The sequence below is a fragment of the Bradyrhizobium sp. McL0615 genome (assembly GCF_049993905.1).
Classification (GTDB): Bacteria; Pseudomonadota; Alphaproteobacteria; order Rhizobiales; family Xanthobacteraceae; genus Bradyrhizobium.
The window spans coordinates 6,962,462-6,986,196 of record NZ_CP188254.1 but is presented as its reverse complement, the minus strand read 5'-3'; the positions used below and the strand labels follow the sequence as shown (position 1 = coordinate 6,986,196).

The 23,735-nt window shown below is 57.4% G+C and carries 18 protein-coding genes and 3 pseudogenes; 10 read left to right on the top strand and 11 right to left on the bottom strand.

What is annotated here, in order from left to right; translation table 11 throughout:
* Positions 1–684 precede the first annotated feature (684 nt).
* Both ACPPVP_RS33730 and ACPPVP_RS33725 read left to right on the top strand, forming a co-directional pair.
* Positions 685–1,674: an alpha/beta fold hydrolase gene (locus ACPPVP_RS33730; RefSeq protein ID WP_426527890.1), complete on the top strand. Its 990-nt coding sequence runs from the start codon at positions 685–687 to the stop codon at positions 1,672–1,674.
* A 452-nt stretch (positions 1,675–2,126) separates the two neighbouring features.
* Positions 2,127–2,883 (top strand): annotated as a pseudogene (locus tag ACPPVP_RS33725) (IS5 family transposase).
* 13 nt (positions 2,884–2,896) lie between these two features.
* Here the strand turns inward: ACPPVP_RS33725 and ACPPVP_RS33720 are convergent.
* Positions 2,897–3,394 (bottom strand): SGNH/GDSL hydrolase family protein, encoded by a 498-nt coding sequence (locus tag ACPPVP_RS33720; protein WP_426527889.1) that lies wholly within the window; start codon positions 3,392–3,394, stop codon positions 2,897–2,899.
* A gap of 578 nt (positions 3,395–3,972) precedes the next feature.
* On the opposite strand from ACPPVP_RS33720, the gene ACPPVP_RS33715 reads away from it, so the two are divergent.
* From ACPPVP_RS33715 to ACPPVP_RS33700, 4 genes are all read left to right on the top strand, one after another.
* Entirely contained in the window at positions 3,973–4,212 is a 240-nt protein-coding gene (locus ACPPVP_RS33715; RefSeq protein ID WP_426527888.1) for an acyl carrier protein, read from the top strand.
* A gap of 65 nt (positions 4,213–4,277) precedes the next feature.
* Positions 4,278–6,206, top strand: a complete 1,929-nt coding sequence (locus ACPPVP_RS33710; RefSeq protein WP_426538205.1) for an HAD-IIIC family phosphatase — start codon at positions 4,278–4,280, stop codon at positions 6,204–6,206.
* Entirely contained in the window at positions 6,203–7,411 is a 1,209-nt protein-coding gene (locus tag ACPPVP_RS33705; RefSeq protein WP_426527887.1) for a hypothetical protein, read from the top strand. The genes ACPPVP_RS33710 and ACPPVP_RS33705 overlap by 4 nt, the downstream gene beginning before the upstream one ends.
* 2 nt (positions 7,412–7,413) lie before the next feature.
* Complete coding sequence (locus tag ACPPVP_RS33700; protein WP_426527886.1) at positions 7,414–8,850, top strand: MBOAT family O-acyltransferase; 1,437 nt, start codon at positions 7,414–7,416, stop codon at positions 8,848–8,850.
* Between the two features lie 45 nt (positions 8,851–8,895).
* Here the strand turns inward: ACPPVP_RS33700 and ACPPVP_RS33695 are convergent.
* Positions 8,896–9,498 (bottom strand): annotated as a pseudogene (locus tag ACPPVP_RS33695) (integrase core domain-containing protein); the annotation flags it as partial.
* A gap of 45 nt (positions 9,499–9,543) precedes the next feature.
* On the bottom strand, positions 9,544–9,774 hold the full coding sequence (locus ACPPVP_RS33690) for a helix-turn-helix domain-containing protein (protein ID WP_426527885.1): 231 nt from the start codon (positions 9,772–9,774) through the stop codon (positions 9,544–9,546).
* A gap of 90 nt (positions 9,775–9,864) precedes the next feature.
* Here ACPPVP_RS33690 and ACPPVP_RS33685 point away from each other — a divergent pair, with 90 nt between their 5' ends.
* Both ACPPVP_RS33685 and ACPPVP_RS33680 read left to right on the top strand, forming a co-directional pair.
* Positions 9,865–10,296: a hypothetical protein gene (locus ACPPVP_RS33685; protein WP_426527884.1), complete on the top strand. Its 432-nt coding sequence runs from the start codon at positions 9,865–9,867 to the stop codon at positions 10,294–10,296.
* 183 nt (positions 10,297–10,479) lie between these two features.
* Positions 10,480–10,776: a hypothetical protein gene (locus tag ACPPVP_RS33680; protein WP_426527883.1), complete on the top strand. Its 297-nt coding sequence runs from the start codon at positions 10,480–10,482 to the stop codon at positions 10,774–10,776.
* A 49-nt stretch (positions 10,777–10,825) separates the two neighbouring features.
* Here ACPPVP_RS33680 and ACPPVP_RS33675 read toward each other — a convergent pair.
* The 7 genes and pseudogenes from ACPPVP_RS33675 to ACPPVP_RS33645 all read right to left on the bottom strand — a co-directional run.
* A pseudogene (locus ACPPVP_RS33675) lies at positions 10,826–11,201 on the bottom strand (IS30 family transposase); the annotation flags it as partial.
* Between the two features lie 234 nt (positions 11,202–11,435).
* Complete coding sequence (locus tag ACPPVP_RS33670; protein ID WP_426527882.1) at positions 11,436–14,807, bottom strand: adenylate/guanylate cyclase domain-containing protein; 3,372 nt, start codon at positions 14,805–14,807, stop codon at positions 11,436–11,438.
* 2,091 nt (positions 14,808–16,898) lie between these two features.
* Positions 16,899–17,120, bottom strand: a complete 222-nt coding sequence (locus tag ACPPVP_RS33665; protein WP_426527881.1) for a hypothetical protein — start codon at positions 17,118–17,120, stop codon at positions 16,899–16,901.
* A gap of 97 nt (positions 17,121–17,217) precedes the next feature.
* A complete protein-coding gene (locus ACPPVP_RS33660; protein WP_426527880.1) occupies positions 17,218–17,496 on the bottom strand; it encodes a c-type cytochrome in 279 nt (92 codons plus the stop codon).
* Between the two features lie 381 nt (positions 17,497–17,877).
* The gene (locus tag ACPPVP_RS33655) at positions 17,878–18,222 is read right to left on the bottom strand and encodes a cytochrome c (RefSeq protein WP_426527879.1); all 345 of its coding nucleotides are present in this window, start codon (positions 18,220–18,222) and stop codon (positions 17,878–17,880) included.
* 689 nt (positions 18,223–18,911) lie between these two features.
* Positions 18,912–20,114 carry a serine hydrolase domain-containing protein gene (locus ACPPVP_RS33650; RefSeq protein ID WP_426527878.1) on the bottom strand — a complete coding sequence of 401 codons (1,203 nt, stop codon included), beginning with the start codon at positions 20,112–20,114 and terminating at the stop codon, positions 18,912–18,914.
* A gap of 382 nt (positions 20,115–20,496) precedes the next feature.
* Positions 20,497–20,631 carry a hypothetical protein gene (locus ACPPVP_RS33645; RefSeq protein ID WP_426538203.1) on the bottom strand — a complete coding sequence of 45 codons (135 nt, stop codon included), beginning with the start codon at positions 20,629–20,631 and terminating at the stop codon, positions 20,497–20,499.
* A gap of 494 nt (positions 20,632–21,125) precedes the next feature.
* Between ACPPVP_RS33645 and ACPPVP_RS33640 the strand changes: the two genes are divergently transcribed.
* Together ACPPVP_RS33640 and ACPPVP_RS33635 are read left to right on the top strand one after the other, a co-directional pair.
* Entirely contained in the window at positions 21,126–21,767 is a 642-nt protein-coding gene (locus ACPPVP_RS33640) for a hypothetical protein (RefSeq protein WP_426527877.1), read from the top strand.
* Between the two features lie 90 nt (positions 21,768–21,857).
* On the top strand, positions 21,858–22,049 hold the full coding sequence (locus ACPPVP_RS33635) for a tyrosine-type recombinase/integrase (protein ID WP_426527876.1): 192 nt from the start codon (positions 21,858–21,860) through the stop codon (positions 22,047–22,049).
* 514 nt (positions 22,050–22,563) lie between these two features.
* Here the strand turns inward: ACPPVP_RS33635 and ACPPVP_RS33630 are convergent.
* Positions 22,564–23,523, bottom strand: a complete 960-nt coding sequence (locus tag ACPPVP_RS33630) for a methyltransferase, TIGR04325 family (protein WP_426527875.1) — start codon at positions 23,521–23,523, stop codon at positions 22,564–22,566.
* Between the last annotated feature and the right edge of the window lie 212 nt (positions 23,524–23,735).

Sequence of the window (23,735 nt, the reverse complement as noted above, 5' to 3'; positions counted from 1 at the left end):
TCACATGCTGTCCGTTCCTCGAGACCTTGTTTTTCCGGGTTAGCCCGGCTTTCCCTCATTGATTGAAACTACAGCCCGTGCCGGCGCCAAGCCCGCTGAGTGGACTGGCGACGCCGGGGAGGTGTGAATCCGGCATGGAGCATAACATGGCCGACAACTTCGCTCTTTATCGACGGTTTTTCATAAATCACAGTCACACCCTCCCACGACCCCGCCCGCACCAATGATCTTTGCTTCGATGCCGAAAACAGTACGGTAGTTTTTGGCAAGGAACGATTCGCTGTTTGGAAATTTGGAAGGTATGTACGCTCTCTGCAGACAGCATCACGCTCTGCCTGTTTTAAGGCCGTTGTAAGAGTTCTTGGCGGAAATCCTCAAATGCGCCAATGAGGAAATCGTGCGAGCCGAAAGTAGGGCAAGAATATTCGACGTCCCCCGCGGCTCGACGCTGGTCAGAAACGGATCATACCGACCGTTACGGGCTAGAGCAACCAACTCCTGAGCTAGGTGTGCAATACAAGTTGGGCTCGGTATCATTTGGCAAGGCGCCTAAGAAGCGAAACTGAACCAATCTCACATACTCGCTCGTCTGTGCGTGCTTGAGCAACTGATAGCCTTCGCTTGATCATGTTACCGCTCCCTGCAATAGATTAATCACCTGACCCCCAATCAACGGAAGGAACCATGCAAATCATCGGGCGGCCCTGGACAAGCTGGGCGTTGTACACTTTCGGAGCCGTCGGTATTTTCATAGCCTGCTCTGGGGTGGCGGAGTTTGTACTGGAGGCGCGCGATGCCGCGTTGTTGATGGCAGGGCAAACGTTCGCCACGGTGGGGCGCGCACGTATCCGATACTGGCTGGCCGGAACCGAAAGCCATGCGGCTCAGGTCGTAATTCTACCCGGGATCAGCAGCGGTATTGAACAGGTCGATGATTTGCAGCGAGCACTGTCAGCGAAAGTGCCGACGCTCGCCTATGATCGGGCCGGGTACGGGTTCAGCGAAAACTCCACGGCGCACAACGCGGAGGAACAGGCCGAAGAACTGGCCGCGCTATTACATGTACTAAAGGTGGAAACTCCCGTGGTGCTTGTTGCTTACTCCGCCTCGGGACCGATCGCGCGTGTTTTCGCGAGCCGTTATCCTGAAAGAGTGGCGGCGATGTATCTGCTCGAACCGACAATTCCCGAAAGCCGGCAAGCGATGCCGTGGCTCCACGGCCCCAGACGCGTAATTGTACGGAGCGTTCTTCGCGACCTGCTGGCCAGTTCATTGGGATATATGCGCCTCACGGAGCGTTTAAGAAACTGGCGAGGCCCTGCATCCCCTGTAGAGCGGCGCTTGGAAGCGATTTTGGTTCGCCGGCCGCATTCCTGGGCGGTGGCGCAGGAATGGTACGCATTGGAGGAATCGTGGATGCAAACGCTTGCGGCTGCGCTACCGTCTGCAGTGCCGCTTCATGTTGTCACATCAAACAACGAATTTTCGGCCAAGTTTGCCAAGCTATATGCCGAACTGGCAGCCCGATCTAGTCGGGGACAACTCGTCGAATTGAAGTATATCGTCGAACACAGCAGGATCACTAAGCCTGGTCCGAACTTCGATGCTATCGTATCGGGCGTTGAAGAGCTCGCTCTTGCAGCGGACATTCCGAACCGGCGCGCATTGCCGTAGGGAATATGGAGAGACATTCAACGCTTCCAAGGAATTTGGGGTTTGGCCGTTCCGCGGCCATCAGTGAACTGCGGTATGGCGACCTGGAAACTTGTAGCAGCGCGCCTCAACACAGCCTTGACCAATCTCCAGAGGCAAAGCCCGAGGCCTATTCTGAGCTCACCGAAAACCTCGCGTAGCTTGGGCGATACAAAAGGCGCGGCTTCGCACGGCTCATGTATGCTTTGTTAGTAAAGAGTGAGGCGAAAGCTTTGGTGGCTATTGATGGAGAAATCTCTGCCGCTGAGCGGAAGTCCGCTAAGTATCAATTACCTGCTTGAATGACGTACTTTTTGGCCAGAACGATCTCAAGCGCTTGCCATAACTTTTCCCTAGGACCGATCGACATTCAGGATTCCCAAGTGGCTTGATCGCTGATTCATAGAGTTCCGTGATTCGACACGGAGCAGATGATGGCGGCGAAGCGATATGAGCTAACCGAGGTGCAATGGGCGAGGATCTCGCCACTGCTGCCGGGGAAAGCTCGCGACCCGGGACGTACGGCTGCGGATAATCGTCTGTTCGTCAACGGATGTCTGTGGGTTTTGCGGTCGGGGGCCACTGGAGCGATCTGCCAGAGCGGTGCGGCAAGTGGAAAACGGTGCACCAGCGCTTCAGTCGCTGGTGCCATGCTGGCGTCTGGGAGCGCGTAATCGCTGCTCTGACCGCCGATCGCGACAACCATTACCTGATGATCGACAGCACCATCATTCGCGCCCACCAGCAGGCGGCGAGCGGAAAAGGGGGGCCAAAGATCAGGCGCTGGGGCGTTCCCGAGGCGGACTGACTACCAAGATCCACATGCTGGCCGATGCCCTCGGCCGTCCGCTCCGCTTTATCGTCACGGCTGGGCAGGTCAATGACATCACCCAGGCGCCCGCCCTGCTGAATGACCAGAGCGGCGATGCCGTGCTCGCCGACAAAGCCTATGACAGCAACGCCCTGCGTGCGATCATCGCGGAAATCGGCGCAACGGCGGTGATCCCGTTAAACCGCACCCGCAGGATCATCATTCCGCACGACGCCGACGCTTACAAACAGCGCAACCGTATCGAGCGCTGCTTCTGCCAACTCGAACACTTCCTACGCTTGGCAACCCGTTACGACAGGCAAGCCGCCAACTTTACCGGCTTCATCCATCTCGCTGCCGCAATAATCTGGATGCAATGAATGTCGATCGGTCCTAGGCCGGACAAACCAACCGCTCGACCGCAGCCCTAAGGTTGTGCTTCCACGGTGGGTAGGCCGATGGCGCCAGATGCACGCCATCATCGGTCGATTTGAATGATACAAGCGGCTGAGCGAGAGGACTGTGCTGCATTAAAATGGCGTTGTATTCGGCCGCCTTTGGGACGCCGGGGCCGCCCGGAATAGGAACAATTACGACACGATAGTCTTTCAAAGACACCAATAACGATGCCATATGCTGGCGAAAGTCCGCCTTATTGCGAGTAGCATCGTTAGTGCCCAGCGCGACGACAATGAAGTCGGGTTTGAGCAACGCTGCAAGACGTAGACCATGTGTTTGGAAAGTCTCCGAGGTGGCCCATCCGATGCCCGCGTTCACCGGCTTCCGACCGCAAATGGGCTCCAGCTCTGCGAATTCAGTGATGCTGTCGCCAATGGCCAAATAAGTGGGACCGCCAGACTGCTGGGCGATGACGCTTTCGATGGCAGCCAAGCGAGCCGTGTAGTGGGGGCAGGGTAGATCAGAACACAATGGGCCTTTCAATGGATCGCGAAGCTTTCGCCATGAATCAACTTTCGCGACTAAGGCTCCGGCCAAGGCTGAGAGCAAGACAAGGAATGAAATTCTAAGCCAGCGCATTCAAAATCAATTCCTTTGAGCTATCGGACATTTCCATGGCGACATGAATTAGGGTCCACCGGTCGTCGAAAACTTGACACACGGAGAGTTCGGCAAATCATTCGGTTATTATCGATCTAGAGCCGTTGACGTATTTCCTGGCGTCCTTCCTGAGGACGAAGTGATCTGGCCCGCAGTTCAACTAGCCGGAGGTTTTGCCCGAAGTCTTGACCGCTCGGAAACGTATAATTATGCTGATACTGAAGTATTTAAACAAGATCTGGTAAGCATATTGATTAAGGACGGTGCGCGGAAGTGCTGGCATTTTGAGGCCAATTGTTCCAGGATTGCCTTACAGTGGACTAGATTGATGTTGCTCTTAACTACTGCACGAGTACGGCTTTATTTGTCGTCGGTCGGCTCTCGCTGGCAATTGGGAGAGGCGGTGCACGGTGAATGAAGCGCAGATTTATGAACGGCTGACTGAAATATTTCGAGATATTTTTGATGATGATTCGATCTCGGTGACGCCGGAATTGTCCGCCAACGATGTGGACGGTTGGGATAGTCTGACCCACATCCGCCTGATGCTTACTGTCGAGAAGGCTTTCAAAATCAAATTCTCCACGTCGGAAATTGGCGGTCTCAAGGATGTAAGCGATATGGTGACACTCATCAAAGCGCGCACGTGAGGTGGGCCACGCACGCTGGACCGATTGTGTGTAGGCTTGCGAACTGAAGGGCTGCGTTGGTGCCGATGAACTCACTTTATTCGGAACTGCAATGGCTCCCCAGGCCATTGCCGGACTTTCGTCAGAAGCTCAAAGCTCTGGAAAACTCGAATGGTCATCCCGGACGCGAACTGCAGTCTCTTGCGTTGCAGGGCTTGAACTTAAACCAGTTGACAGCTCTTGCCAGCACCATCGGCAAGTTGCGCGCTGGTGGCAACTCTCTGGATCCTCTTGTGCCGTTTCGGCTCGCCATGCTGAGTAATTCAACGATCGACTTGATCGTGCCTGCGCTGGTGGCAAGTGCTGCACGTCATGGCATAGCTCTTGAGGTCGTCCAGCCGCTATACGACCAGGTCGCACAAGAGGCCCTCACGCCGGAATCCAAGGTTAACAGTTCGAAGCCGGACGCAGTCCTTCTAGCGCTCGACTACCGTGCATTGCCGTTGAAACTCTCTTTGGCGGACACGGAGGCGGCTTCCTCCACCGTCGAGGCCACGATTGCTTACTTCCAGATGCTGCGCGACGGTATCAGGACCAACTCGAATGCCGTTTGCGTTTTTCAAACATTGGCGCGTCCGGCGGAAACACTCTTTGGAAGCCTGGATCGCGCGGTATCGGGAACGCTAAGAAATCTGATCGACAACATCAATCGAGAACTGGCCGACACAGCTGTCGAAAATGGCGATGTGCTGCTAGACATTGCTGGGCTGGCCGAAACCGTGGGCTTGGGCAACTGGCACGATACAAAATTGTGGAATATGGCGAAGCTGCCGTTTTCTGACGAATTCATTCCGCTTTACGCCGATCATGTGGCCCGAATCATCGCTGCACTTCGAGGAAAAAGTCGAAAAGTCCTTGTTCTTGACTTGGACAATACGGTTTGGGGCGGTGTGATCGGCGACGATGGCTTGGAAGGCATCAAGCTTGCCCAAGGCGATGCCACTGGCGAATCCCACCTGGCAGTTCAGCGGCTGGCCTTGGAATTACGCCAACGAGGCATTGTGCTTGCCGTTTCGTCCAAGAACACTGATGAGGTGGCGCGCAGCCCTTTTGACCAGCATCCCGAGATGTTGCTGAAGCTGGACCATATCGCCGTATTCCAGGCCAACTGGAACGACAAGGCGACAAATATCCAAGCCATAGCCGAGGAGTTGTCGCTTGGCCTGGACTCCGTGGTATTCGTCGACGACAATCCGGTGGAGCGGGGTCTAGTTCGCAGGCTGCTTCCGCAAGTGGCTGTACCGGAATTGCCGGATGAGGTCGCATACTATGCGAGGACGCTCAGCGCAGCCGGCTATTTCGATTCTACCACCTTTGCCAACGAGGATCTCCAGCGCGCGGGCTTCTACCAAGACAACGCCAAGCGTGCGAGCCTGCAAAAGCAGGTTGGCGGACTAGACGCATACTTGGCATCGTTGGAGATGACCATCACATTCCAACCTTTTGACGCAACCGGACGGGCCCGCATTGTTCAGCTCATCAACAAGACCAATCAGTACAACCTGACAACGGGCCGCTACACCGAACCGGAAGTGACTGCTGCAGAGAACGACCCACAGGTGTTCACCTTGCAGGTCCGCTTGGCAGATATATTTGGCGATAACGGCATGATAAGTGTCGTCATCTGCAGGACAGTGGAAGCCAACGTATGGGAGATCGATACGTGGCTGATGAGCTGTCGTGTCCTCGGGCGCAAAGTAGAGCACATGGTTTTGCGCGAGATTCTGGATCACGCTCGCGCAGCCCGCGTTCGGAAACTAACCGGTACTTACAAGCCGACTGATCGCAACAAGCTGGTTGCCGATCACTACGCCAAGCTGGGCTTCACGAAGGTTGACGAGGAAGCTTCCGGGCTAACACGCTGGGAATTCATGGTCAATGAAGAGAGCGTTGGGAGTGTCCCGATGAAAGTCGTCTCGCACGGCTTCTCGCTCGAGAGACATTCGCTCGTATGACGAACTCAATTACCGGCGATCCTCCAATTTTGGAAGAGAAATTGTCGCGGCGCGACTGGTTTCTCCTGCCAGCGCTCAGCCTTTTGACGATCGCGGTCATTGTCGGCTTCACTGAAACACTCGCTCGGCGCTCCTTTGGCGTGTCGACGACGAGCCTCGACAGCTGCCTCGTTCTGAATGACGCCGCCACCGGGGTTCGAGGAATACCAAACGCGGTATGTTTGGAAAAAATCCCTGAAACTCAGATGGTGGAATACAAGTTCGACTGCGCAGGATACCGCAATGACAAACCGTGCGGGTCAAGGACGCCGGGAGCGTATAGGATCGCGCTGATTGGCTCTTCGATTGCGATGGGAAACCGGGTGCCAATTGAGCAGACCCTCGCGACCTCCCTACCTGAAGAACTTTCACGCCGGGTCGGGCGGCAAATCGAGCTTTACAACCACGGCATGGCATTCGGGTTTCCGCGCAATACGGCCCTACGTTTCAACGATGTTTTGGCAACTCGTCCCAACCTAGTCCTTTGGATCGTGTCATCGATCGACGTTAAACTGGCAGGCTTTTCGCACGCAGAGGATTTACAGGTCAGTACCTCGTCCCAACCTGGCGTAGTTTCCTCGCTCAAAAATGCGATCAAGGACAAGATTGGCGGCAATCCGCTTGCCGCGAGCCTAAAGATGCTGGGATATTTCCTGCAAAAACAAAAGAGCCAAGGCGAATTGATCCGGTCATACTTGGCCATTCCCAATGGAAGCGAAGGGGCTTGGGATTCAGGCCCAAGTGCGTTGAAGGCAGAACTCAGTCAGGAGTGGGAAGGGCGGTTGGGTTTGTTTGAGGGTTACGTCGCAGAAATCGGTAAGAAAGCCAAAGCCGCTGGCGTGCCGATGGCTGTTGTCATGGTGCCAACGCGCGCTCAGGCTGCCATGATATCAATGGCTGAGTGGCCGGCGGGCTATGATCCGTTTAAGCTGGACAGAGAACTCGCGTCCATCACCGCGAGACACGGAGCGACCTACATTGACATTCTCCCCCAGTTTCGCGCAACGCCTAACCCGGAGAGGTACTTCTATCCTGTCGATGGCCACCCCGATGCCGACGGTCACAGGATCTTAACGCAGTTCATAGCAAAGGAACTGACCGGCGGCGCCGTTTCCGAACTCAGAGCCTTCGCGCAATCAGACGGCGCGTCGGGGCGGGTCAGATAATCTTGGATACAGCATCGGTCCAGTTTGTGCTGTTCGGCCTGGCGGCAGCAGCGATCTCGAATTTCAGCCGATCTTCAGTCTGGCGATCTGCCGTCTTGATGACGGCCAGCCTTATTTTTTTGGCCCTGCTCGACCATCATCCAACCGCATTCATTCCCCTCGCAGGCTTTTTGTTATTGGGTTACGCGGGACTTTATCTTATCCGCGAAGGCTGGTCCAAGTCCCTCGTCTGGACTCTTTGCGCAGTCATCTTTGCGTACGCATGGCTGAAAAAATATACGGTTCTGCCCGAAGGAATTTTTATTAGCTCTCCTTATTTTACCATAGGGCTCTCCTACATCTTTTTTCGGGTGCTGCATTTGCTCATCGAAATGGCGGACGGCGGTGGAAACCAGTCTATCGAGCCCGAAGCCTATCTGCTCTACACCCTCAATTTTACAACGCTGATCTCGGGTCCTATTCAGCGATACAACGAGTTTGCGCAGGACCAGTTTGCCGCTCAGCCGCTCATGCTGGGTCCCCGCATCGTAGGCCTGCAACTGGAGCGTATCGTACGCGGCTTCTTCAAGGTCAACGTTTTGGCAATGCTCCTCTTGTCGGCCCAAGAGGGAGCGCTGCAGGATCTGCAGCATTCGCTGTCGTCCTCTCAAAAATTTCTGTCGGCGCTTCTTCTGGCCGTCGTGTATCCGTTCTTTCTGTATCTGAACTTCTCCGGATACATCGACATTGTGGTGGCCATCGCGCGACTCATGCGAATTCGCCTTCCAGAGAACTTCGACCGTCCTTTCTCAGCTTCTTCATTTCTAGATTTCTGGAATCGATGGCATATCACGCTCTCGACTTGGCTTAAGACGTACGTATTCAACCCGCTGCTGTTGGCGCTTATGCGCCGGGTTTCGTCGTTGACCGTGCAACCGTTTCTCGGCGTTTTATGCTTCTTCGTGACGTTCTTCCTGATTGGAGTCTGGCACGGGCGAACATCGGAGTTCGTTGTATTCGGTGTGCTGCAGGGAGCGGGCGTTGCGATCAACAAGCTCTGGCAAATCGGGCTGACCAGCGCCATGGGCCGTAATGGCTACAAGAAACTGTCGAGCAATTTCATTTACACTGCGTTTGGCCGCGGGTTGACTTTCACCTGGTTTGCTCTCTCACTGTTCTGGTTCTGGGCCCATTGGCAACAGATCGGCATGATTGTTACGGCCTTGAGCGCCGCGCAGTGGCTTGGTGTCTGGTTATCGATCTGGCTGTTGGCTACGGCTACACTGACTGCATGGGAATGGCTTCGTGCCGCAATGCTTGAAATAAAAATTTCCGGCGAACCAGCGGTTACCAGTCGATATGCACGCGTGGTGTACGCAACCGCCTTTGGCTTGGTTTCACTTGTCTTTACTGTACTGCTCAACCAGCCTCCGCCAGTCATTGTCTATAAAACGTTTTGAGAAGTGCTGCTGACGGTCGATCCCGAGTGACCTGCCACTGAATTGTCATCCAGTGGCGGTTAGAGTCTCGGGATTTTGTACGCCGAGTGGCGCAGGTGGAGCAGCGGGCGATCGGTGGAGCTGGTCAGGGTTGCGCAGCCGATCGCCCGTTGCGGTGAATGTGGCAGCGTAGGCTGCCGGGGTGAGGTATTTCAGCGATGAGTGCGGGCGATCGCCGTTATAGTCGGCAACCCACACCGCAATCTTTGTCCTGGTGTCGTCGAGATCGAAGAACAGGGGTCTCGTTGAGTAGTTCATCTCGCATACAACCGTTGAAGCTCTCGACGAAGGCATTCTGGATCGGCTTGCCCGGAAGTGCCAGTTGATGCTGGCGTCCAGCATGGCATTGCAGGTGAACTCGGTGCCGTCGATGCCGCGCCGCTCGACGATAGTCGTCAGGTCCGGAGCCAACTCGCCGTCCGGAGATCTACGTGTCCGGAACGGTACCGAGGCATTCCTTGGTGACATCGTCGACGATGTTGAGGCCGCGGAAGCGTCGTCCATTGGCGAACTGATCGTAGACGAAGTCGAGGGACAGCGTGTGTTCGACTTCGCTTCCACTAGGATCGGCGCCCGGGTGACTGTCGCCTTGCGGCGAGCCCGACGCTTACTTCCCCTAAGGAGCGCCAATCGCATCAAGTACGTCTGGGAGTATTAAGTTTTCCGATGCGTTCGGCTCGGAGCCGCAAAAAACTCAACTGGGTCGACCTTCAACACGTCGGCAAACTTCCCGATGATTTCCAAGCCGACATAAGTTACGGCGCGCTCGATCCTGCTGACGTAGGCACGATCGACACCAGCCTCATATGCCAAATCCTCCTGGGAAATACCCCGGTTGTGCCGGATGCGGCGCAGATTGGTCGCGAATCGATGGCGGAGGTCCATGCTCCAGCCAATCTGTCGGAGGCCTATTGACCCACGGCTTTAAAGCCGAAAAGATGCTGTCCACTGAAGCTGGAACCGGAGGTGCAAGCCATGAGCAATGATCGATCAGCCAACGGCGTAGAAGCCTTAGGTCGCTCGACAACGGCGGCAATAGGCGAAGAGGGAGCTCTCCTCGCCCTCGAAGCAGAGCTCGACGACCTCGTTTCCCAGTTAATTGCTGCCCAGGAGGCAGATCAGCTGTTAGCCGTGTCGGACAGTGCAAGGTGTGGTACTGAAGACGTCTCGATCAAAGAGGCCCAAGCGAAACGCGTAGAGGCAATCTTGGCGCGTCTTTACCCCATTGAACGTGCAATCATGGCCGCTCCCGCGTGCACCGTCGTAGGTCTGGGCGTAAAAGCTCGGCATGCGGCCTATGTGATATCTCAATATTGGCAAGAGCCAGCGGGAAAGATCGACTGGGAGGCACAGGTAGTCCGGCTGCTGATCGAGGCAGTCTGCGACGTCGCCCGAACGCCATTGTGATTTTTGCCAATACCGCCAACCGCAACCTGACGCACATCACGGGCATGCTCTCGGCGGTGTCGCGGCGGCATCGCCTAAAGCTCGATCGTGTGTTTGCCGGTCTGCGGCTCGAGGGCGATAGCTCGCGGCCGCGGCCGCGGTTCTCGCCTGGTGGATCGTCAACCGCCTGGCGCGCTCGATGCCATGAACGCCGAGGAGCGAGCGGCGTTTTTGGTGATGATCAACACCGGCGCGCGGCCGTCCGAAATCATCAACCTGCGGCGCGAGCATATCATCCTGGATTTCAGCATCCCGCATATCCGGGTGCTGCCGGACGATCGCGTGCTCAAGACGAAGTTTTCCTGGCGCGACATCCCGCTGGTCGGCGTCTCGCTCGAGGCGATCAGGCAATTCCCGGATGGCTTCGGGCCTCCAACCTCGGGAAGGTCAGCTCTGGGTCGTTGTAGTCGTTTTTCGGCATACGCCATTTCAGGTGGTTGATTTGAAACGGGGGCCTGGCCTGCGTATATCGAAAAGTTTGACGGCGAGTTCAACCGATCGCTGCAACACATTCTGCGAAGTCTCAGCCGGCACTGATAGGGCAAGGTCTTTCTCGGCCTTTCATTGAGTTGCCTTGCGATAGCACTGAGCTTGGCCTGGCTATGCAGGGACAGATCGGTGCCACGCGGAAGATACTGGCGCAGCAATCTATTGCTGTTTTCGTTTGACCCGCGCTGGCAGGGAGACCGAGGATCATAAAGTAGACCTCGACCTGGGTGGCCAATGTCAGGCGCTGGTGATCGGCAAGCTCTTTGCCTCTGTCCCAGGTCAGCGATCGGTAAAGTTCGTTCGGCAATCGCTGCGATTGCCGACACAACGCTTTCGGTATCCTTGTTGACCAGCATCACGTAGCGCGAACGGCGTTCCCGGAACTGCGTCTATGAGTTCACCCGTAACTCAACGAAACGTGGCTTGATCGCGTTCCAAACGGGAAACGCCGCCCAGGGCAATGATTGCTGGTGCGGCGTTGGCATTCCCGTGGCCGGACGCTGAAGTTCCGCAGGGAAGAAGTGGCAATGCTGCCAGACAGGATTGAACTTTCCAAAGATCAGCTTGATCCGATCCGCCGGCTTGGCGATCTTGCATGCTGAGCCCCCTCATCACGCTAGCTCGTCGAGTAAAGCCTTGGCCTGCTTCAAGTCCAACGTGTCAAAGCCCTCGGTGAACCAGCCGTAGACCGGAGCGAGAAGTTCTCGGGCTTCATCCCGCTTCCCTTGATCGCGCCACAGCCGCGCCATGCTCATGGACGCGCGCAGTTCCCAGGACTTCGCCTGTTGGTCGCGCGCGATTGCGAGCGCCCGCTCGAAATAGCTTGCCGCTTTGGCTTCATCCAAATGTGGCGACGCCAGCACGGTTTCGCCCGCCACTCGGTAAACTTCAGCTTCCCACAACGTTTCCTTCGTTGCCTCTACCATCGCAATCGCTTCATCGCCGCAACGCCGAGCCTCGTCGAATTGACAAAGTTCAGCGTAAGCTCGCGTTAAATGCGTCAAATTCCATGGGTGCCAATTTTTTGATCCAGTGGATTGCCGCCAGTCGATTGCTGAGGTGAGTGTCTGTACTGCATCGGCTGGCTTGCCGGTCAGCGCAAATATGCAACCTTGATGCGCTGTTGCGTGATTTTTCCAGAAGGCGGCGCCTTTCTCGTCGGCTAAAGCGAGAGCTTCGTCGATAAGAGCATTTCCCTCCACATACTTTCCGCAAAACAAATATACCAGAGCTGCGTGATTATGCGCATGCATCAAGCCAGCAGGTTGCCCGATCTCGCGGGCATACCTAAGCGCTTGGTTGGTGTCCGCCATCGCCACGTCGGGATAACCGAGGACCCATAATGTGTACGCTCTGTAAAACAGGGTGGTGTTTCTGGGGTCTTGGCCGAATAGATGTGCCAGCTGACCATGTTCCTCGGGGTTGTACAGGGCAAGGGCCCGATCGAAATGCGCACGCGCTCTTGTTATGCTGCCCGTGAACAATAGGGAAACCCCCATGACGCGATGCCCGATCATAAGGGGAACCGTCGTTCCGCTCTTTTCGGCTGCGGCTAGGAATTGCGCCGCAAGACTGCGCATCACATCACCGTCAAATCCCACATAACTAGCGACCCAATAACCATACAGAACTGAGAATAATGCCAGCGAGTTTTCGAGAGAATCGCCAAGCGCCTCTGCTCGCTCAATCAACGTGCGCGCGTTATCAAGCGATGCTTTGGTTTCGGGCGCCGCAAAGCCCTTGGCGTGCATGAGCGCGTTCGCGAGGGCCATTTGAAACTTCATCTGCTCACGGCGAAGGTCTGGCGTGCTCGGCAGGGTACCAATCTGGTCAAGTGCACGGGTGAGTTGCTCTGCGGCCTCCATCAGAGCCGAACGCGCCTGAGACCGCAATCCCGCTTTGCCCCACAGGGCCGCGGCCTTGTCGATCAGCCCGGCCTCCGTGCAATGCCGCGCCAGCACTTCGGGCTGGCCCTCGGCGATGTCGGCAAACTGGTTTTCGAGCGTGTCTGCGATCCGGGCGTGGAGCGCGCGCCTCGGCTGGCGCAGCAAGGTGCCATAGGCTGCTTCTTGCACCAAGGCATGCTTGAACAAATAGGTCGCATGCGGCGGCACGCCCTTGCAGAACAGCAAACCGGCCCGGATCAGACGGTCCAGGGACGAGGCCAGTTCGGCTTCTGGCTTGCGGGCCACCGCGGCCAACAGCGCCTGAGAGAACTCACGACCGATCGCTGCCCCGATCTGTGCCACCTCCTTGGCCGTGCCGAGCCGGTCGAGCCGCGCCATCAGGGAAGCATGCAAGCTCGCGGGGACTGCCAGAGCCGGAGAGGGAATCGCGGCGACAATCTGCATTGCTTCCAGCTCGCCCCCGGCCTCTAGCACCGCCTTTGTCATCTCTTCCACGAACAAGGGGATGCCGTCGGAGCGTTCGATAATGTCCTTTCTGATGCCCGCCGGCAGCGGCTTGTTGCCGACGACTCGATCGATCAGGCTGCCGACGTCCTTATGTCCCAGCCGGTTGAGGGCGAGAGCTGTGACGCGAGATTGTCCTACCCAGGGCGCTTCGAATTCCGGACGGAACGTCACAGTCAACAGCACGCGAAGGTCGGCGATCTCGTCCACCGTGCGACCGAACGCTTCCAGGCTCGTGGGGTCGGCCCAGTGTGCATCCTCCAGGATCATCAGCACCGGCTTGGCACGCATCAGGGTAGCCAATTGCGCGCCAAGTGCTTGCAGGGTTTTCTGCCGGCGTTGTTCAGGAGCAAGGTCCAGAGCGGGGTAGCGTCCGTCGTTGGGAAGCGACAACATCTCGGCGAGGACCGCCGCATCCTGCCTGGACGTCGAGGTCTGCGCCAGCAGCGCATCGAGCTTGTCGAGCTTGGTTTGGGACGTGTCGCCGTGCGCAAATCCGGCGGCACGTTCGAACTGCCCAATGATCGGATAAAGGGCGCTATCGGTGTGCTGTGGCGAGCAGAAATAACGCAAACGCGTGTGTGGTTCGGCCGCGATGTCCGCTATGAGCGCGGCGGAGAGCCTGGATTTGCCTATGCCGGCCTCGCCGGACAGCAGCACGACCTGACCTTCGCCAGTCTTGGCTCTCGCCCAGCGCCGCATGAGCAGTTCAAGTTCTTCTTCTCGTCCGACGAGCGCAGTCATGCCGTCGGGATGCATCGCCTCAAAGCGGCTCGCGACAGAACTTGACCGCAGCACCGCGAAAACTGGCACCGGACCAGCGATCCCCTTGAGCTCCTTGGATCCAAGGTCCCGCAGCTCGAAGAGATTGCCGAGAAGCTTGCGCGTGGCCTCGGCTATGACGACTGTGTTGGGCTCGGCGATGGCTTGTAGGCGGGCGGCGACGTTTGGTGTCTCGCCGACAATATCGTGCTCTTGCCCTTCGCCGGACCTCACTAGATCCCCGACCACCACCATCCCGGTGGCAACCCCTATCCGCACTTGGAGGGGCTCAGGAGCCGGCAGCGTGGCCACCGCATCGATCAGGTCGAGGCCGGACCGAACGGCACGCTCGGCGTCATCTTCATGCGCTGCCGGATAGCCGAAGTAAATCAGCGCACCATCGCCCATGTATCTCGCGACGAAGCCCCCGAAGCGGCGCACGATCTCTGCAACGCACCTCTGATAGGCCGAAATGACCTCGCGCAGATCCTCCGGGTCCATCCGAGCGGAGAGCGCCGTCGAACCGACAAGGTCCGAGAACATCACGGTGACCTGGCGGCGCTCAGCGGTGTCCTTAGCGGATTGGTCGGTTGCCAGAGGAGCGTCGGATAGAGGCGTTGCGCTCGCTTCAGCGCGCAAGGCTGCTGTGGCGTCTAGCAGCTTACGGCGATGCCCGACAGATCCGACACCCAGGTCCTTCAAGTCCTCCGCCGTCAAACTCGGCAGGACTGTCTCGTCGACATTATTCGCGCGGAATGTCGCCTCATATTGTTCTAGGCCAAGCCTCCGCAGCCAACCTCTGACGTCCATGGGCGGCGCCCCAGTTCGCGTAGCGCTCCATAATCCCCCAGACGAAACAGCCTGTCTATGAAAATGACCGGTTTGGGTCAATCGCTACCGTCACTCGATGTCCGCACGACGTCCGCTATTCAACCGGTTTCTGCCACTGAGGCACCTATGGACCCCTGCGGGCCGAAGCGAACCTTGCTGCGAAAACCTAGAGCGCGGGCACCATGCCTTCGGCCACAGCCGCCGCCACTAGCTGATGTGCGTCCGTGATGCCTTCGTGCGCCGACCTGACGATACGTTGAGCCATCTTCGCTTTGGTCGCAGGCGTACGTGAGATCATCGGGACGCGGTCAGACGCAGCGTCCAGGCCCAACGCATGGTGTCGACGAAGTCGAGTGCGAATGCTGGTGCGGTGTGCGGCATATTGGGGTCCTTTGGGTTCCCCAGCTGTCTAGTCGATGCTTGTGACGCGCCGTTGTCGTGCTGATCAAGTCAAGTTGAGCGGAGCGGCAGAACGCGTGAAGCTTGGGAGTGCCTGGGTACTCCAAGACGCCTAGAGTGATCAAACACCGAACGACCGGATGGAGGATGCCGTTTAATGGACTCTGGAGAGTCACTGAGAGCCCCTAGATCGCCCGCTACCTTGACAGGGGGAAGGAGCGCAAACGAGTCCTTGGAGTCCTTAGGTGCCCTGCTCGGCTATCGGGGTGTGGGTGAGCCCTGCAGAAGCAACCTATGCCACTCGGGGCCTTGGTCGTTGGCACCGGCCTTGCTTCTTGTCACCAGTGCCCGGACCTCTGGTTCGGAACTTGTTTCAAAGCTGGACAATTAGGAGGACCGACGTGAAGCGCCAGTACCATTGTGAGACAAGGTCGATAGTGCCTGAGCAAATCGAGACGCTCGTAGTCAGCCTTGGTGATCGTGTGCGATTGCTTGATTATGACATTGGGGCGGAGGAGAAACGCACGCGCTGCAAGGATCGCCGCGACGCCGCATACTCGATTCTAGCTCGAACCTTAGTCGCGCGACGTGATAACCTTTCTGCGACCATTGCATCACTGCAGGAGCGCGTGGCCACCTCGGCGGCTGGCTGAAATTGACTTTCGGCCCTTGGGCCAGCGCTGCAGATGTCGCCTGAATGCGGCGGAGGCATTGGTGTTCTTTGGTTCTTGCGGGCTGCTGATCAAGCTCGCGCGCCCGGCCCTTCCTACTGCTGCTCGGCTCACACTGCATTGTGGACGGCTGAGAGAACGGATGCCCGTCTGTCGCTTACTGGCGCGCCGTAACTGAGGCGTCCGATTTGGCCATCAAAAATCTTTCGTCGCAATCGCATGCAGCACACCTGTAGGTAAGCCTCTCGAGGTTCTGACCACTGCAAGGTTCTATGAGGCTCAACCTCATATCTTTGCCGCATTTCAAGCACGGCATCTCGATGGTGATTTGAAAGCGTGTGCAGGTTGGCGTGGGGTGCAGCTTTTGCATTGATCCTAATCTCAAAAGAGGGGACGCAATGGCAGCGCGTTTCTGATTCGGAAATCATAGGACAATGGCCGTCAAACGCGAGCAAAATTAGCTTGAGGTAAGGTTATCTGCTGCGGCTGATGTGAGTATAGAACGCCGCTGCCGGCTCACGATGCTGGGCCGTACACTTCTTAGAGCTGGAGACACAAGCCCACGCCGGGCGACGTGCCGCACTTGGCACCATCAGGCGCACCGCCACTTAGGCAGAACATCGACACCAGTGTCTCATTTGCATCACAGGTCACGCGCCGTTGACCTTGCCTACCCGCGATGCCTTGGATGCCTTAGGCACCCTGTGGACCTGCGGGGTCCGGGCTCACCCTTGGGGTCTGGGTCCCACACGCCGCTGGCGTCCACCTGTGTCATCGCGGCGCAGCCTCCGAGTGGACAATGGCATTGCCGGAATCTGGAGATTCACAGAGAGCCCCTAGATCCCCGCTACCCTGACAGCGGGCAGGACCGCAAACGAGTCCTTGGAGTACCAGAGAGCAGTCGCTGCCTGACTTCCCGAAGAACTGATATTGGCACCGCCAATGAAGGGACGACAAGGAAGCACGACGTAGCCGTGCACACGCAGTAAATCAAAACTTTTCACTCGATCACCAGGCTTGTAAAAAATCGTCTACTGATTTCAGCGTCCGAGATCGGCTTCTCGTCAGAGGCGACCTGCGTGATAAATTCGTTTTTGCAATTCAAACAGCGCCAAAGATACTGGATTTGCGTTGCATTTACGCGTTCATCCCACTCGACATTCACCGCTTTTGAGCCGCATTGAGTACATTTTTCCTCATGCCCGTTTGGGATGTTTGTCATGTTGATCTCCTCTGTTGACCTCGAGCACACTTTATCGGTCGTCAAGCGCCGAACGTTCGGGATCGCGCGTGCCGGCGTCGTCGGCGTTTTTCAGCTGCTACTTGAGTGTCGCGATATAGGCGGCGATATCTGACGCCTCATCCCTACCAAGCTGCATGTTAGGCATCTTCGGGTGTGGACCGAGCAAAAAGAACGCTAGCTTGGCGGCGTCGAAATCCGGCCTCGCTGCGACGGACGCGAAAGTTGGAGCGTCGGCTCTCGCGCCCTTCTGATCGGCTGCGACAAGATGGCAGCCTGCGCACCATCGTTTGACGAGGTTTTCGCCTTGATCAGGGTTGGCCGCGAAGGTCGAAGTCGTCGTGATTGTCGCGCGCACGATCAACGCGCAGCGAGTTCGATTAGATTGTTTCCACACTCAACTAACCTTTGCGGCATTGGACATGCGGACAGCGTCTGCCCGATTTCACGACGGGAAATCGCCTTCTTTCACCTGCATCCGATCGGCGTGGTCCGACCAGTCAGAGAGTCCCTGAGTTTCGCAGAATTTCTGTTTGGCTAACGGGATCGCCTCAGTTTTGCTGGGTGCGTCAACCTGACAGTGCACTGGCGAATTTCTTGTTCTCGACCATTCTCGCCGAGCACGTCCTTCATGAAATGGACGACGAAACGTGACATCAAATCCTCCTCATTGTCAGAGCAAGAAGCGGGGCCGAGTACGCAACAAAGCGATGGAACGTGCTTCACTTTGCGACATGACCTACTGCCGGGTCTGAGCGAACGGCTCCTTGAGGCTGAGGATGTAGGCGATCAGATCGTCAGTATCTGAGCTATCGATTATCAGATTAGGCATTTCCTTGTGGCTTGTGCGAAGAAACACTTTCAAGGAGAGAGCGGTGGTTGAGGTCATGTTGGCGATGTCCACGAAACTCGCGGGACTGTCGCGGCCCTTCCCACCGATGACCTGATGACAGGTACCACAGAGAGCGGTCGCTGTTTTACGGCCCGAAGCAGGGTCGCCTGCAAGGGGCTGGGCAAGGGCTACAGCCGGCAGGACCAACGATGCGACGATAAGGAAGCGCGATGTGCCAATCCCATTCCTCATCTTTTGGTTCGACGGTGACCTGCTCGGTAGATTGCACATGACACATTCAAAGGTGCACATGTCACCCGCTGATCCTGATGTGACATCGGAAAGCGTCAACGGTCCGTGGCACCTCGGACAGGGTGGGCGTTCGAGTACAGTGAAGTTGGGATCGAGAGCGAGAGCATTTTGTGACATGGTGCTTCCCTTGTACGGGCGGGAGCACAAAACTCTCGGTCACCGATAGAAGCCAAGCAAGGACGGCGATGGATACCAAGCGCCGGACTGGCAATACGTTCCGTCCGGGAAGGTGACTATTCCCACCCGGGAGCACCCGAACGAGTCAGCGAGTCCTTGAGGAACTCCTGAGCGGCATCACGCTAGCAACGGTCCCCGGACGGAGATGCCGGGTTTACCTCAAGCACAGAGCGAACGGGTGGACGATGGTGTTTGCTGGACTCTGGAGAGTCCCTGAATGGCCTCTGGATTGCCAGCTACCCTGGCAGCAGGAAGGAGCCCAAACGAGTCCTTGAAGTTCCTAGGTGGCCTGCAGTGCCTATGCCGCTTCGTTGCTGGCACCGTCGCACCTACGGTAGATAGCTTAGGACTGGCCATAGGCTTCTTCGTGTGGCGACGAGATAAAAACCCACCGAGATGTGCTGAGAGTAATTGCCCGCTCTCGGCCAATTCCGGACACGCCGCTCCGGGGTCTACGACGCTGGCTCCGTTCGCAGCGCGCGCACCGCAGCCGTGATCATCGCGACGATTTCGACTTGGGCGTCGTTGTCATGCGGCTGACGCCATGCGCTCTGGATTGCGATGACCACCTGCTCGATCGGATTGACGACGATAATCTGGCCGTACAGGCCGTTCGCCGAAAAGGCGCCGTTGCTGACGCCGCCCGGCAAGGGCGGCACCGCCCACCAGTGGTAGCCATATCCCACCGGCGAACCGGGCATGAGCCGACCGAAGGCGGTGGCCGCGCTGTCGGGCTGTCCGGCTAGGTCGCGCCAGCCGGCCGGAAGGACCCGCCGCCCATTGAAGGCCTCACCATCCTCCAGCACCAGCTGGCCGAAGCGGCCGAAGTCGCGCAGGCGCGCGCTGACGCCAAGCCCGCCCAGCTCCATGCCGCCTTCGGAGTCAAGTTGCCAATACCCGTCGGCCTCCATGCCGGCAGGTCCCCAGATCTTCTCGGCGCAGTAGTCGGCCAAAGGCCGGGCTGTTGCGGCCGCGACCAGCGCGGCAATCAGGAAACTCTCGCCGCTCGAATAGTTGAAGACGACGCCCTGCGGCTGAGCGCGCGGCAGTTCGCACAGGAGGTCGAAGACGGAGCCTGGCCGCCGGCTCACCATGGCGTAGACCAGGCGATCTCCGTCTGGGAGTCCGTCTGCATCGTTTTCCTCGCGCCAGGCCACGCCGGAGCACATCCGCAGGAGATTACGAATCGTGACGCCCTCGTAAGCCGAGCCGCGCAGCCGTGGCAGGTATTGCTCGCAAGCGTCGTCAAGGCTGCCGATCGCGCCATCGTGGAGCGCAGCTCCGACGAGCGTCGCGGTGATCGACTTCGCGGTCGACATGCTGACCCACCGGCTCTCCGGGCCGTTGCCCATGCCGTAACATTCCAGCGCAATCTCGCCGTGCTTCAGGATCAGCAGCCCGGCCGTGCGGCGGGCCATGTGGTCGCCGACGCTGAGGCGGGCCCCGCCCACCTCAAAGGTCAGGTCCTCGAGCGAACGGGCGTGCGGCGGGAGCGGCCGCACCGCGTCGCCGCGCCGGATGACGCGCACCGGCCAGACCTGGTTCTGGTTGCGGAAGGTCGGCGCCTGGTTTTCAGGTGTTGTGTCCCAGTAGCTCGGAGCTGCCCGCTCCGGATCGGTGTCACCAGCGGCATTCGTCGGTGCAGGATTGGCCATCAATACCCCCTCGTTTGTTGAGACGACGCCAAATCGCCCGGGAACGGCGCGTTTGCAAAGCAAATCAAGTTGGTTTGACGTGGTCTTGTCCCGCTGGCATGCTAACGGCCGACCGTAGCGGAGACATAGCCCCGTCAGGGGATGTGCGAATGTCCGCTCAGGGTCTGGTTTTGCCGTTGTATCTGCCGCTGAGCTGAAGAGAGGTAGTGCCGGCTCCTCGGCGACGTTCGCAAGTGAGGGGCAATAGCGTCGCAAAAATCGGGAACTTCCGAGTCTGGCACCTTTCTGACATGGGGCGATCTCCGAGTTGAGTCCGCTTTCGGGGGCATAGCGGAAGCCGCAAATTGCAGGGTCCGAAGCGGAAGTCACGCGCGTTCTACCCTCAAGTCTCGCGCAGCTTACGTGCCACTTTGGCCGCAGGCCTGTTGATGCTCGCAATTAGCCATGCATCGAGTTTCGGGTAGGCCGTGAGATCAAGCTTCAGGCCAGTGAGAACGTAGAGCACGCACGCGACCATGAAGTCTCCCATATTCCACCTGTCACCGGCCATGATACAGCGGCGAAGGCGGCGATCGATAGGATTCATCTAGCGCCAACAGCCTGCAGCTCTGTTGGACGCATTTGACGCGTCACTACTTCCCACCATGGCCGTCTTACATCCCCCAGCGCTCCCCCACCGGAAGACCTTCGATCTAATCGTGGCAAAATCCAATCATATTTGGCGACGGGCTTAACCTTGAGAGGGTTGAGCTCTCCAGAGCTTCGCTTCGCATGGTCAGATCCGAGCGTAGGGTGATTGATGGGCGTTGGTCACTTCAAAGACGACTACACTGCAGATGAATGGAGGTTGGCATCTGCCGAACAACGTGATTTCTGGTTACGCGACCCGAAGAGCCTCTCCCATCGACCAGCCATAGGACGATCGGTCTTAGAATCCCTCATTTTGTGATCAGTTCTCGGAAACGAGCGACCTACGATGATAACTATCTATTACCGAGACCCAAAAGAACCGTGAATCCAGCCGCCCATCAGTTTGACGTTGATTGCAAATCAACGCCCGAACGGATTGCCGACCTCGTCCGGGAAAGTCTCGCTCCGAATACCCGCGCCGCGTATCTCGCCGATCTCGCCCATTTCGAAAACTGGGGCGGTCGGATACCGGCCGAGCCGGAGACGGTTGCGACGTACCTTGCCGCGCACGCAGACGTTTTGAGCGTTGCAACGCTCACTCGGCGTTTGGCGGCCCTAGCGAAGGTTCATCGTTCACACGGGATGGCCAGCCCGACATCCTCGGAACTGGTCAAATCGGTGCTGCGGGAGTTGAGGCGGGTCAAAGGGACGGCACAACGGCAGGCCAGGCCTTTGCTCAAGGAAGACCTGATCTTGGCACTGGATGCCACCGGGGAAGGTCTCAGAGACCTCCGCGACCGGGCGCTGCTTCTGATTGGGTTTGCGGGAGGATTTCGAAGGTCTGAGTTGGTCGGACTAACGTGCGGCGACGTTGAGCGGGTACGTCAGGGCATGATCCTCACACTGCGTCGCTCGAAAACCGATCAGACGGCGAGGGGCGTAAGATTGGCATTCCGCTCGCCAGAGGCCGCTGGTGTCCCATGGGCGCTCTCGAACAGTGGCTGGCTACATCTGGCCTTGTAGACGGAGCTTTGTTTCGACCCGTCGACCGCCATCACAAAATCGGTCCGAAGCCATTGTCGGGAGAAGCTGGTCGTAAGGGAGCGCGTATGTGTGGGCGGTATCGATCCGACCGGCTATTCTGGTCACAGCCTAAGGGCGGGATTCGCAACGAGTGCTGCGCAAGCTGGAGTGCCAAGTTGGAAAATCCGGCAACAAACTGGCCACGCTTCAGACGCCATGCTGGCTCGTTACGTTCGAGAGGGGGAGCTTTTCGTCGGAAATGCCCTTGAGAGGCTTCTTTAAACACATCTTCTATTGACTAGGGAGAGGCAAGACAGCGAAAATTGCTTGCCATCGGGAGTGACGCGCCCTCGGCGGTCAAGGGCTTCGCGCCTGTTAGGTTCATCGGAGAGACACCGCCGAATACGTGCAGTGCAACGCATGATCACCAAAATCGTGCAACCGGTTTAGCAATGCTAAGATTGCGGCCGCACTGATGCAATGAGCACATAATAGGACGACAGAAGTCCAATAGGAGTTGCATCGGAGCCTCCGGTGTTCGGTCCAACCTGGTGGTTTACAGGCACTCCAAACCCGTCGCGACACGGTGAGGTATGCAATCATCCAATTGGGCCTGTGAACTCGTTCACTGGTTGCCCCAACAACGAACCACGTCTTGCTTGACATTGATTCCAGACTTTCGAACGGGCGATACCTAGGGACCCGTTTTGTCCGCCAGCATCCCTATGCACTTTTTCATTTGGTAGTCTGTCTGATTGTCAACCTTGGACCGATATTCGTATCAAGCTCCGCTCAACTAGTGGATGCTCAATTCGATTTGAAGTGCTTCCTGCGTCGGCCGTTCGGCCATCCACAGAGGGGCAATGCGTGCGCATACTTCGTGCGCAGTCGCGATTGCGTCCCAATTCCGATCTTTCGAGGCCACTTTGCTTAATGCAAAGTAGAACCCATAAAATTCGTCGACGCTTCGTTGCGGATGGAAAGGTATGACAACTTCACGCTTTTCGGTCCAGCAATCGACAAGCTGGTAGTCAAGTTCGATCATTGAATCGACGAGTTCTTGTCGGTTCTGTATGCGGTAGGGGACCACCGTACCTAATAAGCTCTGAATGGTGAAGAATGTTTCGCCTTCGTGGAGAGGTATTCGGTTGACCAGCACTCTAGGCGGTAGTGGCTGCAACATCCTGAGGCACGTCGCCAGGTCCTGCTCCAGGTACTGCAGCACGCCACAGCTGAGAAAGATGTCGGCGCCTGCGCCGTCTTCAATCCTTGTCGTGAATGCTAGTTCCGGCGCATCGACAGCGTTGGCAAGAGAACGTCCGAACTCGACAACGTGCGGCAACTCGCAAACCATCCAAATCACGCGTTCAGGAAATTGCAGGAACTGTCGGTAGGTAAAATACTCGGTTCCAGCGCTTCCGCCCAGATCAAGTATTTTGCAGCCTTCAGACAGAGCTCTGGACAGCCAGAACAACACCGGATAGTCGCGCTTCCGCATGTCGGAAGGCTCGCCTTTGATTTCCGGACCGATGGCCGTGTTTTCATTGTAACCCACGGGACCCAGTGAGGCGGCAACGAGTTCGGCACCGTGGCGGGTCGGAAAAACTCCTCGGCAAGCGCCTAGGCGGGACAGAAAATGCCAGTGCTTTCGAAAGAGATCCGATACCAGGGGAACAGCCAAAACCGTGTCGCGTATTCCCCGCCTCACGCCGGACTTTGATAGCCAGTGTCCCTTGATCGAATCCCGCTGCGCCATGGCAACGTCCTCCGATAGTCCACTGTCGGGAATATCATACCATAAAACACTTCCGAGCACCGTGGGGTAAAGTTCCTGTGATTGACTCAAGTGAACGAGGCCGGTCTGAAGGATAGTAAGGAGCCGCCAGCGAGAACTCACAAGCTCAACAGTTCAAATCCCAAGATATCGGCGGGTCGAAGTTCGATGCCTTGGAATGGCACCCTCGCTTC